The sequence below is a fragment of the Shewanella avicenniae genome, assembly GCF_017354945.1.
Lineage (GTDB): Bacteria > Pseudomonadota > Gammaproteobacteria > Enterobacterales > Shewanellaceae > Shewanella > Shewanella avicenniae.
In genome coordinates, this window is sequence record NZ_CP071503.1 from 1,712,994 (window position 1) to 1,725,786 (window position 12,793).

The window sequence follows — 12,793 nt, forward strand, 5'->3', positions numbered from 1 at the left end:
GTTTTGACGTACGCCTCAACGAAGCAAAGTGATTATCAGTTGGTAGTGTTTGATTGGGATGGCACTATCATGGACTCTATCGGACGTATTTTAGAATGTCTGCGCGATATGTGTCACGACCTCGACCTCGAGGTTCCTAGCGAGCAAGCCTGCCGCGATATTATCGGTCTATCATTGCCTGCGGCCGTTAATCAGCTATTTCCGCGGATCAGTGCCACCAGTCAAGAAGCGTTGCAGTTGCGCTATCGCCACCACTTTTTGCGCCGTGCAGATGAACCACTTAAGTTGTTTGATGGGATAGAACATCTGATTACTGAGTTGCAGCAGCGAGGCATTGAACTCGCCGTAGCTACCGGGAAATCGCGCGCAGGACTTGATCGCATGCTGGAGCAAACAGGTTTAGGGCAGTATTTCAGCCACACGCGTACCGCTGATGATGCTCAGTCAAAACCACACCCTGATATGTTGCAACAGTTGCTCAGCGTGACTGGCGCCGCAGCAAATAAAAGTATGATGGTGGGCGATTCTCAGCTCGATCTAAAAATGGCCAACAGTGCTGGCATGTCAGCCGTGGGTGTTGCTTATGGCGCGCATGGTGAACAAAAGCTACAGGAATGCAATCCCAAAGCAGTGATTTACCAACCGCTGGATTTATTGCACTGGTTATAGGCGGTCATTCAGTGCCATTGGTTTCACATATCTCGGGAGCGTTAACCGATTAATGCTCCCTTTTGTTTACGTGGCTTAAACTGCGGCAACGCAGTCACGCGATAACACATCCACTCCTTGGCGCGCCAACATCTCAATTAAACTAATTAACGGTAGCCCGACTAAGCTGTTGGGATCTTTGCCTTCTAATCGTTCAAACAACGCAATTCCTAAACCTTCGCATTTAAAACTCCCGGCGCAATATAAAGGTTGTTCTGTTGCCACGTAATAGCGCACTTGGGCTTCAGTCAACGGCTTAAAATGCACAGTGAATGGCTCAACCAAACTTTCAACGTGCCCGGTGAAATTGTTATAGAGCGCGAGCCCAGTATAAAAGGTGATGCGCTTGCCTGACGCTGCCATCAATTGCGCGATGGCTTTTTCTTCTGTGAGCGGCTTTCCGACAATCTGCCCATCAATTACCGCAACTTGATCTGAGCCGATAATCAGGCTGTTGCTGTTATCGCTGGCACCTGCTTTGGCTTTGGCAATAGCAAGGCGTTCGACCAGCGCGGTGGCAGATTCATTCGGCAACGGCGTTTCATCCACTTCGGGCGCGCTGCAACTAAACGGCAGGGCAAGTTTTTCAAGCAAGGTTTTGCGAAAACTCGACGTCGACGCGAGCACTAAACGGGGCGCATTAACGCTAGATGATGCTGAGATAGACATGGAATGATTACCTTAAATTTTTTCGGTTGAAATTGTTGCCAGAGTCGCCACAAATTGCAAACTGAATAAAATGGCACCCGATCAGCATTAATTGCGCTGTTTTTGCGCGGATCACGCTTGTATGGTGATATTCGCTTGAGTAGAATTGTCGTCCGTCAATTTCGGCCCTTTTAAAGTCGCGAAACTGCGAATTCATTGATATTTGTGAATGGATACGCGAGATTTTCTTTGACTCAAAGGGCGTCAAACTATAAGATGCGCGCCTGCTTATGCAAACAGTAAAGATACCGGTTTCAATTGATCCTCTCCGCGCTGCCACGAGCCGCCTGACTTATCAGGGTACGGTTCCAGGTAACACGCTGAAAAGATTGGCTGATTTATGCGCCGGCGACTGTACCGATGTAGCAGTGTCACTAGAATGTGGTGTCGATTTACAGGGGATAGTCTACCTGAAAGGGAAGGCTGTGACGGAGCTCACTCTGTTATGTCAACGTTGCATGACACTTTTTGCTTCAGAGGCGGCAGTTGAATTTTGCTTTAGTCCTTGTCGGACACAGGCAGAAATCGATGAGCTCCCGGATGCGTACGATCCTATTGAGTGCGATGAGATTGGCGAGATTCGTCTACATCGAATGATAGAAGATGAATTGATGCTGGCCGTACCTTTAGTGCCAACCCATGACGTTGCAGAATGTCATTTTGGTTCTAAAGACATGGCCGTAGGCGAGATCGAAGAAGCTCAGCAAGAGCGTCCGAATCCGTTTGCAGTGTTAGAAAAACTGAAGAGCAAGTAATCCAGGAGACAGATCAATGGCTGTTCAACAGAATAAAAAATCACGTTCAAAGCGCGGAATGCGTCGTTCTCATGATGCTCTGAGCACCGCTCAGCTGTCTGTAGACGCTACCAGCGGCGAAGTTCATCGTCGTCACTGTGTGACTGCTGACGGTTACTACCGTGGCAAAAAGGTAATCAACAAGTAATTTGTTGATTGTCTTATGACAAGTCTGACGCTTGCGTTGGATGTGATGGGTGGCGATCATGGCCCCCACGTTACAGTGCCTGCTGCAATGCAGGCACTTCGATTATATCCACATCTACATCTCATTCTGGTTGGCGATGAAAACCAGATAACACCTCATCTCTCTGAATGCGGTGACTCTTTCCGTAGCCGAATCACAATCAAACATACTGACGAATGTGTTGCCATGGACGAACGTCCAGCGGTGGCTTTGCGCTGCAAAAAGCAAAGTTCGATGCGACTTGCGCTTGAAGGTGTGCGTGACGGTGAGGCTGATGCGTGTGTCAGTGCCGGTAATACAGGCGCTTTGATGGCCATGGCCAAAGTGGTGTTAAAAACGCTCCCCGGGGTTGAACGTCCTGCGTTAGTGACTTGTCTTCCAACCGTTAACCATAAACCTTTATACCTACTGGATCTTGGCGCCAACGTCAGTTGCGATGCCGATATTCTGTTTCAGTTTGCGGTGATGGGGTCGGTGTTATGTGAAGTGGTGACTAAGCAAACGAATCCGAAAGTTGCGTTATTAAACGTCGGCAGTGAAGAGTGCAAGGGTAACGAACAAGTTCAACACGCAGCACAATTGCTGCAACATACACCTCAAATCAATTACCAGGGGTATATTGAAGGTAATGAAATCTATACCGGTAAAGTAGACGTCATCGTCTGTGATGGTTTTATCGGCAACATTACACTCAAAACCTCAGAAGGTATCGCTCGGCTATTGGTTCATCAGTTGAAAGAAGGCTTAAAACAGGGTTTCTTTGTCAGATTATTGGCGAAATTATTAGCGCCTAGCATTGCGCGAGTACTGCGACAAATGAACCCCGACCACTATAATGGTGCAAGTCTGATAGGATTGCGCGGAATAGTTGTCAAGAGCCATGGGAATGCGGATCAAGCCGCTTACTTACAGGCAATCAGCCTGGCTGTGACCGAAGTTACGCGTCGTCTTCCAGACCAAATTAAAACCCGTCTGGAATCGATACTTTTAGACATCAACAGCTGATTTCTCTTTATGCACACAAAAATTCTTGGTACTGGCAGTTATTTGCCGGCGCAGGTGCGTAGCAATCAAGATCTGGAACAGATGGTAGAAACCAATGACCAGTGGATTGTTGAACGTACAGGCATTTCAGAGCGCCGGATTGCCGATGGTAATGAAACCGTCGCTACAATGGGCTACAACGCCGCGGTCAATGCGATTGCAATGGCAGGTATTGACCCATTAGAACTCGATTTAATTGTTTGTGGCACAACCAGTGCTGCAAATGCTTTTCCTGCTGCCGCCTGCGAAATTCAGGCGATGTTAGGCGTACCTAATATTCCGGCATTTGACGTTTCAGCGGCGTGCTCTGGTTTCGTCTATGCACTGGCCGTGGCGGATCAGTTTGTTAAAGCTGGCGGCGCGAAGAAAGTGCTCGTCATCGGGGCTGACGTGTTATCGCGTATGTGTGACCCAGTTGATCGTTCAACCATCATTTTATTTGGTGATGGTGCGGGTGCTGCTGTGGTTGGCGCGAGTGATGAACCCGGCATTATCTCTACTCATCTTCACGCAGATGGCCGTCATGGCGATCTGCTTAAATGCGCAACGCCAGCGCGTCACGCGGGTGAGTCTGTTGAACACTTCATGAGTATGAAGGGGAACGATGTATTCAAGGTGGCGGTAACTCAGTTGTCACACCTAGTGACAGAAACCCTTGAAGACAACAATATCGATAGAGCTGAACTCGATTGGTTGGTACCTCATCAAGCTAATTTACGTATCATTGCAGCCACTGCACGCAAGCTCAACATGAGCATGGATAAAGTGGTCGTGACTGTACATAAGCACGGCAACACTTCAGCGGCTTCAGTGCCGATTGCGCTAGATGAAGCGGTACGTGACGGGCGAATTCAACGCGGCCAGCTATTATTGTTGGAAGCCTTTGGTGCTGGTTTTGCTTGGGGCAGCGCCTTAGTAAGATTCTAAAGAATTTCATTTTAATCATTAAGGTTGAACATATGACCACTACTGCATTCGTGTTTCCGGGGCAGGGCTCACAAGCCGTTGGCATGTTGGCTGATTTGCCGGAACAATATTCTGTTGTGACTGACACCTTCGCTGAAGCCAGCGAAGCCTTGGGTTATGACCTATGGCAATTGGTGCAAAACGGTCCTGCTGAAGAATTAAATCAAACCGATAAAACTCAGCCGGCATTGTTGACCGCCAGTGTCGCCCTTTGGCGTGTATATCAAGCAAGTGGCAAAGCATTACCTACTGTGATGGCTGGCCATAGCTTGGGCGAGTATTCAGCATTAGTATGTGCTGGCGTAATTGATTTTAAAGATGCGGTCAAATTGGTCGAACTGCGTGGTCAGTTGATGCAAGCTGCCGTGCCTGCCGGTACTGGCGCAATGTTCGCTATCATCGGTTTAGACAACGACACCATCGCCAACGTTTGTGAAGAACAAGCGCAAGGTGCGGTGGTTAGCCCAGTAAACTACAACAGCCCTGGTCAAGTGGTTATTGCCGGTGAAAAGGCCGCCGTTGAGCGCGCTGCAGCAGCCTGCAAAGAAGCGGGTGCTAAAATGGCGGTAGCTTTGCCGGTGAGCGTGCCTTCACACTGCGCGCTAATGAAGCCTGCTGCCGAAAAATTAGCAGAAGCGTTGGCAAACATTAGCTTTAACGCACCGAGCATTCGCGTAATCAACAACGTCGATGTTGCATCACCGACTGCTGCGGAAGAGATTAAAGACGCGTTAGTGCGTCAATTGTATAGCCCTGTGCGCTGGACTGAAACAGTAGAACTGATGGCATCGGAAGGTGTGTCAGAATTGCTTGAATTTGGTCCAGGAAAAGTATTATCTGGGCTTGCAAAACGTATCAGCAAAGCGCTGAGCGCTAAAGCAATCAATGATCAAGCATCATTGGCTGCCATCACTGAATAACAGGAGTTTACATGAGTTTTGCCATCGATTTGACGGGTAAAGTTGCCTTAGTTACTGGTGCCAGCCGTGGTATCGGTAAATCAATCGCAACCACTTTGGCCGCCGCCGGCGCAACTGTGTTTGGTACAGCCACCAGTGAAAAAGGCGCTGAAGCTATCTCTGCCTACTTAGGTGAGAGTGGTGCTGGGTTAGTGCTGAACGTCACAGATCCTGAATCTATCGAAAATTTGTTTAAGTCGATCAAGGAAAAAGCTGGCGATATTGATATTCTAGTGAACAACGCTGGTATCACTCGCGATAACCTGTTGATGCGCATGAAAGACGAAGAGTGGCAAGATATTATCGACACTAACTTGACGTCTCTTTTCCGCTTATCAAAACCTGTATTGCGTGCGATGATGAAGAAGCGTCATGGCCGTATTATCAGTATTGGTTCTGTCGTAGGTACTATGGGCAATGCCGGTCAAGTAAACTACGCAGCAGCTAAAGCAGGTTTGATTGGTTTTACTAAATCACTTGCTCGTGAAGTAGCGTCACGCCAAATTACTGTGAATGCTATCGCACCAGGCTTTATCCAAACTGATATGACTGATGAGCTGACAGAAGATCAGCAAAAAGCAATTATGTCGCAAGTGCCAATGGAACGCTTGGGTCAGGCACAAGAGATCGCTAGTGCAGTACTGTTTTTAGCATCTGATTCTGCTGCTTACATCACAGGGGAAACCTTGCATGTAAACGGTGGCATGTATATGGTTTAATAACTGATTGACGCTAAAAATAGTCAGGATTTTTGTTTAATCCCAAGCCATTGGAGTCTAAAATCGTGGTTAGACCACGAAAACTGGACTTGCAATGTTGGTCGAATCTAATAAACTACTCGCAATCTTACGCAAGTGCGTAATTTGAATAGGAAAGAAAACTAATGAGCAACATCGAAGAACGTGTAAAGAAAATCATCGTTGAGCAGCTGGGCGTTAAAGAAGAAGACGTTAAAGCATCTGCTTCTTTCGTAGACGACCTGGGTGCAGATTCTCTGGACACCGTTGAGTTGGTTATGGCTCTGGAAGAAGAGTTTGACACCGAAATTCCTGATGAAGAAGCTGAAAAGATCACTACTGTTCAAGCAGCGATCGATTACGTTTCAAAAAATCAGTAATACTGAATTCTAGAAAACAGGCGGCAGATTTGCCGCCTGTTTTTGTTTGCACCACTATGTTTATAGTGTTTCCCCCGTCATCAGCTTTATCAGCGATTCTCTGTTTGAATTCTCAAGCTGTTGTCGCAGGTTTCCTCTACTAAATAGGTGACTAACGTGACTAAACGTCGAGTAGTGATCACTGGCTTAGGCCTAGTAACTCCAGTCGGTAACGATGTTGATAGCACTTGGAAGGCATTGCTGGCCGGCCAAAGCGGCATCGCGCCTATCACCAAATTTGATGCTAGCGAATTTACCACCCGTTTTAGCGGCTCCGTAAAAGACTTCGATGTTGAACAGTATCTGAGCAAAAAAGATGCTCGTAAAATGGATCTGTTCATCCAGTATGGTATGGCTGCCAGTATTCAAGCTGTAAAAGACTCAGGCTTGGATATGGAAAAAGAAGATCCATCACGCGTAGGTACAGCTATCGGCGCGGGTATGGGCGGTATGTGGCTCATCGAACAAAACCACAGCGCTTTGCTCAATGGCGGCCCGCGTAAAATCAGTCCTTTCTTTGTGCCGAGTACCATTATCAACATGATTGCAGGTCACCTGTCGATTATGTACGGCATGACTGGCCCTAACTTCGCGGTCACCACAGCTTGTACTACCGGTGTGCATAACATTGGTTTTGCTGCCCGTACTATCGCGTATGGCGATGCCGATGTGATGGTGGCAGGCGGTGCAGAAGATGTTACTTGCCCATTGGGTGTGGGCGGCTTTGGTGCGGCTAAAGCGCTGTCTACTCGCAATGACGAGCCAACTAAAGCCAGCCGTCCGTGGGACAAAGACCGTGATGGGTTTGTTATCGGTGATGGCGCGGGTGTGATGGTCGTTGAAGAATACGAACACGCCAAAGCTCGTGGCGCTAAAATCTATGCTGAGTTGGTCGGTTTCGGCATGAGTGGCGATGCATTCCACATGACTTCACCGCCAGCCGATGGCAAAGGTGCAGCCGCAGCCATGGCCAACGCTTTGCGTGACGGTGGGTTGAATGCTGAACAAGTGGGTTATATCAACGCTCATGGTACTTCTACACCAGCAGGTGATAAAGCCGAAGCTGCAGCTGTGAAGTCTATCTTCGGCGCGGCCGCTCATAAAGTGATGGTAAGTTCGACCAAGTCGATGACTGGCCACTTACTTGGCGCAGCCGGTGCGGTAGAAACAATCTTCACTGCACTGGCGTTGCAAAACCAAGAAGTTCCGCCAACAATCAACTTGGATAATCCAGACGAAGGTTGCGATTTGGACTTTGTGCCGCACACCGCACGCCAAGTGAACATGGAATATGCGCTGTGTAACTCCTTTGGCTTTGGTGGCACCAACGGCTCATTGCTGTTGAAAAAGGTATAATGACCACAGCTAACGCTGATTAAATGAATCGAATAGCGAGCCTTGGGCTCGCTATTTTTTTGCCGCTAATCCACGAAAGCCAGATTGAATGTGATATTGTCTAGACATATAAGAATCACATCGTTTTCAACGAGTTTAGTGGAAGTTATCTGATGCGAATGACCTACTTGCCGCGTAGTGGCTATCAACGAGTACCTTGGAAAAATGGCTTAGGTGTTACCGAAGAGATTGCCAAACAGCTTGATCCAGCAACGCAGCAGTTTATTTGGCGTTTGTCGATTGCGACTGTTGCTGAAGATGGCCCTTTTTCACTGTTCACCGGGTATCAGCGCATCATTTCTGTGCTTGCAGGCAAAGGAATGGTGCTAACAGTCAATGGGCTAGTTTCTGAGGCGATTACCGAATTTCATCCCTTCACATTCGATGGAGCTGCGAACACTGAATGTCGTTTAGTTGATGGCGGGATTTTTGATTTCAATGTTATTTACGATCCTCAGCTAGTTTCTGCCACACTGATTTGGCAAACCATTGCCCCAGAAAAAACGCTTGAACTGGCGGCAAACCATACCCATTTTATATTGGTGGGCAAAGGTGATGTTAAGCTGCAAACAGCGTTGACTAATCAGGCATTGTCAACGTGGGATGCGGTAAAAATCGATGCTGAACAGCAGTCATTGGTGCTTCAATTGAGTACCCATTCTAGCGCCATAGTCGCAGTGGTGAGTTTGGCGATGAAGGTGGCTGAGTAGCTAATGCTATTGGGTGCGGGCAATCGCTGCCATCAGTGGTAGTGAGTCACATGACGCCAAATACAGCTCAATGCTGATTTAAATTTTCTATCGCACATATCACTTTGTATCGATTGGTTAAAATTAGCTTAATCATTTCCTTGAGGGATGTTTTCGAATACACTCAAGGCTAAAGTGCAGTGTTATCAGCCTGCGCAGTTGATGAGAGGATACAAATGGCCGGTACGGAAAGAGAAATTACGCTTCGATTTCTAGCAGAACCTGCGGACGTGAACTTTGGCGGTAAGGTTCACGGTGGCGCAGTGATGAAGTGGATCGACTTGGCAGCCTACGCCTGTGCTGCAGGTTGGAGTGGTAAATATTGTATTACTGCTTATGCCGGTGGCATTCGATTTGTTAAGCCGATTTTAGTCGGCAACATTGTCGAAGTGAACGCTAAAGTTATCTACACTGGCAAAACCTCTATGCACATTGGCATTGATGTTAAGGCGTGTGATCCTAAATTCTGTGAGCGCCAATTAACCACTCATTGTATCGTGATTATGGTGGCCGTGGATGAAAATGGCGCACCAACCGAGGTACCTGAGTGGGTGCCGACCACTGAGCGTGATATTCAACTGCGCGATTCGGCACTTAAGCTGATGGAAATGCGCAAAAAAATCGGCGCTGAGATGGAAGCTCACGTTCATCTCTAACTCAGACAGTTACTTGAATCGAGGCGTTTGTTGCAGACAAATGCCTCTTTTGTTTTTACTCAATTCGTAAGGACTTTTGATGGCTAAGGTTGCATTTTTAGGACTAGGTGTCATGGGCTTCCCGATGGCGGGTCACCTATTGAAGCATGGGCACGAAGTGACGGTTTATAACCGTACGACAGCAAAGGCAGAAGCGTGGGCAGCAAAATTTGGTGGAAAATTTTGCGCAACGCCAGCCGAAGCCGCAAAAGGCCAAGACGTCGTTTTTTGCTGCGTGGGTAATGATGACGATTTACGTCAAGTGGTTATCGGCGAACAAGGTGCGGTTCATGGTATGGCGGCAGGTACAGTGTTCGTTGACCACACCACGGCATCAGCTGATGTTGCCCGAGAGTTAGCTGAAGCATTAGCCGCCAAGCAGATTGCATTTATCGATGCACCTGTGTCTGGCGGTCAAGCGGGCGCGGAAAATGGCGTATTAACTGTGATGGCCGGTGGGGACGCTGAGGTGTTTGCCAAGGTTAAGCCAATTATTGATGCTTATGCGAAAAGCGCCGTGTTAATGGGTGATAGCGGTGCTGGGCAATTGACCAAAATGGTGAATCAGATCTGTATCGCGGGGATCGTGCAAGGTTTGGCTGAGGCGTTAAGTTTTGCTCAAAATGCCGGCCTGGACGGCGAAAAGGTGGTGCAAGTCATCAGTAAAGGTGCGGCACAAAGCTGGCAGATGGAAAACCGTTACAAAACTATGCTGCAAGACAGCTACGATTTTGGTTTCGCAGTGGATTGGATGCGCAAAGATTTAGGCATCGCATTAAACGAAGCGCGCCGCAATGGCTCAACCTTACCTCTGACATCATTGGTCGATCAGTTTTATGCAGAAGTGCAAGCGATGGGTGGCAACCGTTGGGATACATCGAGTTTGATGGCGCGTCAGAAAAAGTGCCAACAAAAATAACGGGTTGATTAACGGAAAAAACGCAGACTCATCTGCGTTTTTTGTTTTTTGAAGACTAAATCGCCTCAGCCACAATATGCTCGAGTGGCACGGCCGAAATTGCTTGTAAGGCATCGCTGCTCACGTCGATGAGTGACAATGCACCAGCCGAAGACTCTAACAACACTGCTCGTTTAATTTCATCAAAGCCATGGTTGTGGCGAACCAAATTGGCAAGCGCCATCTGCATCGGCATCATGGAAGGATTAAATGCCGCATTTTCGGCATAGCGGCCTGAGTAGGTTTGGCCATCGTATAACTCTAAAACCACAGCACTGTGGTTAGCGCTATAAGGTGCGTAACTTAAGCTAGCATGATCCAAGGCCTCGATAATCAAGGGATCACTTTGATCGTCGCAATATAGCGTGTGCTGCTGCTTCTGCATCAGCGGTGCCGCAACACCTAGATCGGCAGGTCCAAAGGCATTTGGCAGATATTCAGCGAGGGTTTTTACTGCTGTATTAGGTAAATGGATATTCACCTGAGCACCACCCTCGATCTCATTGATAAACTGACGGCAGTGACCACAAGGTGTGGCGTTAATCCAAATATCTTTGATCCCAGTTTCACCGTTAAGCCAAGCATGGCTAATCGCATGTTGTTCAGCGTGTACCGAATGACAGAGCGCGCGTCCTTGCAGTTCTAGGTTAGCGCCCATGTAGAGGTCCCCCCGATTGCCCTCAGCGATTGCCCCCACATGAAACTGGCTAATAGGCGCTAATGACAACTGCTTGGCGATCTGCAGCAAATGAAACATGAGTTCAGACTTGCTTAAGCCTGAGGCCGCCATAAGCTGTGCGACCTGCTGCGGATCAAAATGACCCGAGAAATGGCGATTTAACATAGGAACCAACTCGGCCGCTAAGTCGGCCGGGAGTTGGCTTATCTGCTTGATAAATCTGTCTTGCATCTTTGTTTATCCGAGCGGAATTGGGTAAGCATGATGCGACTAAAGCGATTGGAGGTAAAGTACCAAGGCTTTCAAAAGCTTCTGTTTGCCCTCATTTTCAGCAGTTTCTTCCAGCAGGTTTTCGAGATGCAACACATAGTCAGGGTCATTTAATCTATGTTGACAGAATTCATGCCAGCGTCGATTTTCACTATCGCTGAGAGTGGCAGGGTAGTTGCGCGCGCGATAGCGAAACAGCATCTCAGGCAGACGCACATCGTCAAATGAAAGTTCGAGCGCTGCTAAATTTTGTGGCGCGGTGTTACGAATCATCTCCATTTTTGCTTTATCTGCAGGCGAGAAAAATCCCCCTGAGTAAAGCATAAGGTCTGGATCAGCAATCTCTTTGAAGCTTTCGCTTTCAAACAGCGCATTGAGCTTTTGACGCACATAGGCGGCATTTTTTAACTTTTTGAATTGGGTGCGCGCAAAATCTTTATCAAACCCCAATGCGGCTGCGCGTTCATCGCTAAATGTTTTCGCCGGTGCGATAAACGGACATTTATTCAAGTGAATCAGCTTAATGCCAACAGGCAATTCATCATCGGCGAGATCGGCTCGGGCGGTGTACATCCGCTCTCGCAGTTGTTCGACATCCAGATCGAGTAGCGGTTGGACATCCATGGCTAAATTCACGCAGATAATGGCGTTTTTGTTGGTCGGATGATACGCCAGCGGCGCAACCAGACTGATGCAACCTTGGCTTGCGGGCAATTTAGAGCTGACATGCACCAGCGGCGTCATATTCAGTACATCGATGAATTCTGCCGCTTTCTGCTTTTTACGCAGTGAAAAATAATAGTCAAACAGGCGCGGCTGTTGCTGTTTAATCAGGCGCGCTAACGAAATAGTGGCATAGACGTCTGACATCGCATCGTGGGCTTTTTCATGGCCGAGGCCATTGGCTGCGGTGAGATGCTCCAACTTAAAACTCGGTGCGCCGTCTTCACGCGTTGGCCAATTAATCCCGTCAGGCCGTAACGCATAACAAGCTCGGACTAAATCGATAATGTCCCAGCGAGAGTTGCCTTGCTGCCATTCTCGCGCATAAGGATCGATAAAGTTGCGATAAAAGCCATAGCGGGTGACTTCATCATCGAAACGCAGCGAATTGTACCCAGCTACACAAGTATTGGGTTGGCTGAAAATGTGTTGGATACGCCCCATGAATTCAGTCTCAGGTAACCCTTTACTGTTGGCTAATTGCGGCGTGATACCCGTGACGAAGATGGCCTCTGGTGCAGGCAGGTAATCCGGTGCGATGCGGCAGTAAAATGTCTCAGGCTCGCCCACAATATTTAAGTCAAGATCGGTACGGATACCCGCAAACTGTGCTGGGCGATCTTGGGCGGGGTTTGCCCCGAAAGTTTCGTAGTCGTGCCAAAATATGGTCGCTGTGTTGGGCGCTTGCGTCATAATCACAGGGGAAGTCATCAGAATTTGGCTCATCTTAACATTTTTGGCGGATGCTGGCGTAGAAATGGTGAATTTAAATTTGTTAATAGATTCAGTTAGTAAGTTATGA

Annotated in this window: 15 protein-coding genes; 12 read left to right on the forward strand and 3 right to left on the reverse strand. The window is 48.0% G+C overall.

Going from position 1 to position 12,793, the window contains the following annotated elements:
• Positions 1 to 3 precede the first annotated feature (3 nt).
• The gene (locus tag JYB87_RS07545; protein WP_228729969.1) at positions 4 to 669 is read left to right on the forward strand and encodes an HAD family hydrolase; all 666 of its coding nucleotides are present in this window, start codon (positions 4 to 6) and stop codon (positions 667 to 669) included.
• A gap of 75 nt (positions 670 to 744) precedes the next feature.
• Here JYB87_RS07545 and JYB87_RS07550 read toward each other — a convergent pair whose 3' ends face one another.
• Entirely contained in the window at positions 745 to 1,377 is a 633-nt protein-coding gene (locus JYB87_RS07550) for a Maf family protein (protein WP_207356257.1), read from the reverse strand.
• 269 nt (positions 1,378 to 1,646) lie between these two features.
• On the opposite strand from JYB87_RS07550, the gene yceD reads away from it, so the two are divergent.
• The 11 genes from yceD to JYB87_RS07605 all read left to right on the forward strand — a co-directional run bounded on the left by yceD (position 1,647) and on the right by JYB87_RS07605 (position 10,280).
• Positions 1,647 to 2,171, forward strand: a complete 525-nt coding sequence (gene yceD / locus JYB87_RS07555) for a 23S rRNA accumulation protein YceD (protein WP_207356258.1) — start codon at positions 1,647 to 1,649, stop codon at positions 2,169 to 2,171.
• A gap of 16 nt (positions 2,172 to 2,187) precedes the next feature.
• Positions 2,188 to 2,358 (forward strand): 50S ribosomal protein L32, encoded by a 171-nt coding sequence (gene rpmF, locus JYB87_RS07560; protein WP_207356259.1) that lies wholly within the window; start codon positions 2,188 to 2,190, stop codon positions 2,356 to 2,358.
• Between the two features lie 15 nt (positions 2,359 to 2,373).
• Positions 2,374 to 3,402 (forward strand): phosphate acyltransferase PlsX, encoded by a 1,029-nt coding sequence (plsX, locus tag JYB87_RS07565; RefSeq protein ID WP_207356260.1) that lies wholly within the window; start codon positions 2,374 to 2,376, stop codon positions 3,400 to 3,402.
• A gap of 9 nt (positions 3,403 to 3,411) precedes the next feature.
• A complete protein-coding gene (locus JYB87_RS07570) occupies positions 3,412 to 4,368 on the forward strand; it encodes a beta-ketoacyl-ACP synthase III (protein ID WP_207356261.1) in 957 nt (318 codons plus the stop codon).
• 32 nt (positions 4,369 to 4,400) lie between these two features.
• The gene (gene fabD, locus JYB87_RS07575; RefSeq protein ID WP_207356262.1) at positions 4,401 to 5,327 is read left to right on the forward strand and encodes an ACP S-malonyltransferase; all 927 of its coding nucleotides are present in this window, start codon (positions 4,401 to 4,403) and stop codon (positions 5,325 to 5,327) included.
• Between the two features lie 11 nt (positions 5,328 to 5,338).
• Complete coding sequence (gene fabG / locus JYB87_RS07580) at positions 5,339 to 6,085, forward strand: 3-oxoacyl-ACP reductase FabG (RefSeq protein ID WP_207356263.1); 747 nt, start codon at positions 5,339 to 5,341, stop codon at positions 6,083 to 6,085.
• A gap of 164 nt (positions 6,086 to 6,249) precedes the next feature.
• Positions 6,250 to 6,483, forward strand: coding sequence for an acyl carrier protein (gene acpP / locus JYB87_RS07585; RefSeq protein WP_037440015.1), 234 nt, complete (start codon positions 6,250 to 6,252; stop codon positions 6,481 to 6,483).
• 156 nt (positions 6,484 to 6,639) lie between these two features.
• Positions 6,640 to 7,878, forward strand: coding sequence for a beta-ketoacyl-ACP synthase II (gene fabF / locus JYB87_RS07590; RefSeq protein WP_207356264.1), 1,239 nt, complete (start codon positions 6,640 to 6,642; stop codon positions 7,876 to 7,878).
• 152 nt (positions 7,879 to 8,030) lie between these two features.
• Entirely contained in the window at positions 8,031 to 8,627 is a 597-nt protein-coding gene (locus JYB87_RS07595; protein WP_207356265.1) for a HutD/Ves family protein, read from the forward strand.
• Between the two features lie 215 nt (positions 8,628 to 8,842).
• A complete protein-coding gene (locus JYB87_RS07600) occupies positions 8,843 to 9,322 on the forward strand; it encodes an acyl-CoA thioesterase (protein ID WP_207356266.1) in 480 nt (159 codons plus the stop codon).
• 79 nt (positions 9,323 to 9,401) lie between these two features.
• Positions 9,402 to 10,280: an NAD(P)-dependent oxidoreductase gene (locus tag JYB87_RS07605; RefSeq protein WP_207356267.1), complete on the forward strand. Its 879-nt coding sequence runs from the start codon at positions 9,402 to 9,404 to the stop codon at positions 10,278 to 10,280.
• Between the two features lie 55 nt (positions 10,281 to 10,335).
• Here JYB87_RS07605 and cdd read toward each other — a convergent pair whose 3' ends face one another.
• Both cdd and sbcB read right to left on the reverse strand, forming a co-directional pair.
• Positions 10,336 to 11,229, reverse strand: coding sequence for a cytidine deaminase (gene cdd, locus JYB87_RS07610; RefSeq protein WP_207356268.1), 894 nt, complete (start codon positions 11,227 to 11,229; stop codon positions 10,336 to 10,338).
• Between the two features lie 39 nt (positions 11,230 to 11,268).
• The gene (sbcB, locus tag JYB87_RS07615; RefSeq protein ID WP_228729970.1) at positions 11,269 to 12,702 is read right to left on the reverse strand and encodes an exodeoxyribonuclease I; all 1,434 of its coding nucleotides are present in this window, start codon (positions 12,700 to 12,702) and stop codon (positions 11,269 to 11,271) included.
• Positions 12,703 to 12,793 lie beyond the last annotated feature (91 nt).

Bases quoted from the DNA above. Each gene is read 5' to 3' on its own strand.
- acpP (WP_037440015.1), top strand. From the start codon at position 6,250: ATGAGCAACATCGAAGAACGTGTAAAGAAAATCATCGTTGAGCAGCTG.
- JYB87_RS07595 (WP_207356265.1), top strand. From the start codon at position 8,031: ATGCGAATGACCTACTTGCCGCGTAGTGGCTATCAACGAGTACCTTGG.
- cdd (WP_207356268.1), bottom strand. From the start codon at position 11,229: ATGCAAGACAGATTTATCAAGCAGATAAGCCAACTCCCGGCCGACTTA.
- JYB87_RS07550 (WP_207356257.1), bottom strand. From the start codon at position 1,377: ATGTCTATCTCAGCATCATCTAGCGTTAATGCGCCCCGTTTAGTGCTC.
- sbcB (WP_228729970.1), bottom strand. From the start codon at position 12,702: ATGACTTCCCCTGTGATTATGACGCAAGCGCCCAACACAGCGACCATA.
- rpmF (WP_207356259.1), top strand. From the start codon at position 2,188: ATGGCTGTTCAACAGAATAAAAAATCACGTTCAAAGCGCGGAATGCGT.
- JYB87_RS07600 (WP_207356266.1), top strand. From the start codon at position 8,843: ATGGCCGGTACGGAAAGAGAAATTACGCTTCGATTTCTAGCAGAACCT.
- plsX (WP_207356260.1), top strand. From the start codon at position 2,374: ATGACAAGTCTGACGCTTGCGTTGGATGTGATGGGTGGCGATCATGGC.
- JYB87_RS07570 (WP_207356261.1), top strand. From the start codon at position 3,412: ATGCACACAAAAATTCTTGGTACTGGCAGTTATTTGCCGGCGCAGGTG.
- fabD (WP_207356262.1), top strand. From the start codon at position 4,401: ATGACCACTACTGCATTCGTGTTTCCGGGGCAGGGCTCACAAGCCGTT.
- yceD (WP_207356258.1), top strand. From the start codon at position 1,647: ATGCAAACAGTAAAGATACCGGTTTCAATTGATCCTCTCCGCGCTGCC.
- JYB87_RS07605 (WP_207356267.1), top strand. From the start codon at position 9,402: ATGGCTAAGGTTGCATTTTTAGGACTAGGTGTCATGGGCTTCCCGATG.
- fabG (WP_207356263.1), top strand. From the start codon at position 5,339: ATGAGTTTTGCCATCGATTTGACGGGTAAAGTTGCCTTAGTTACTGGT.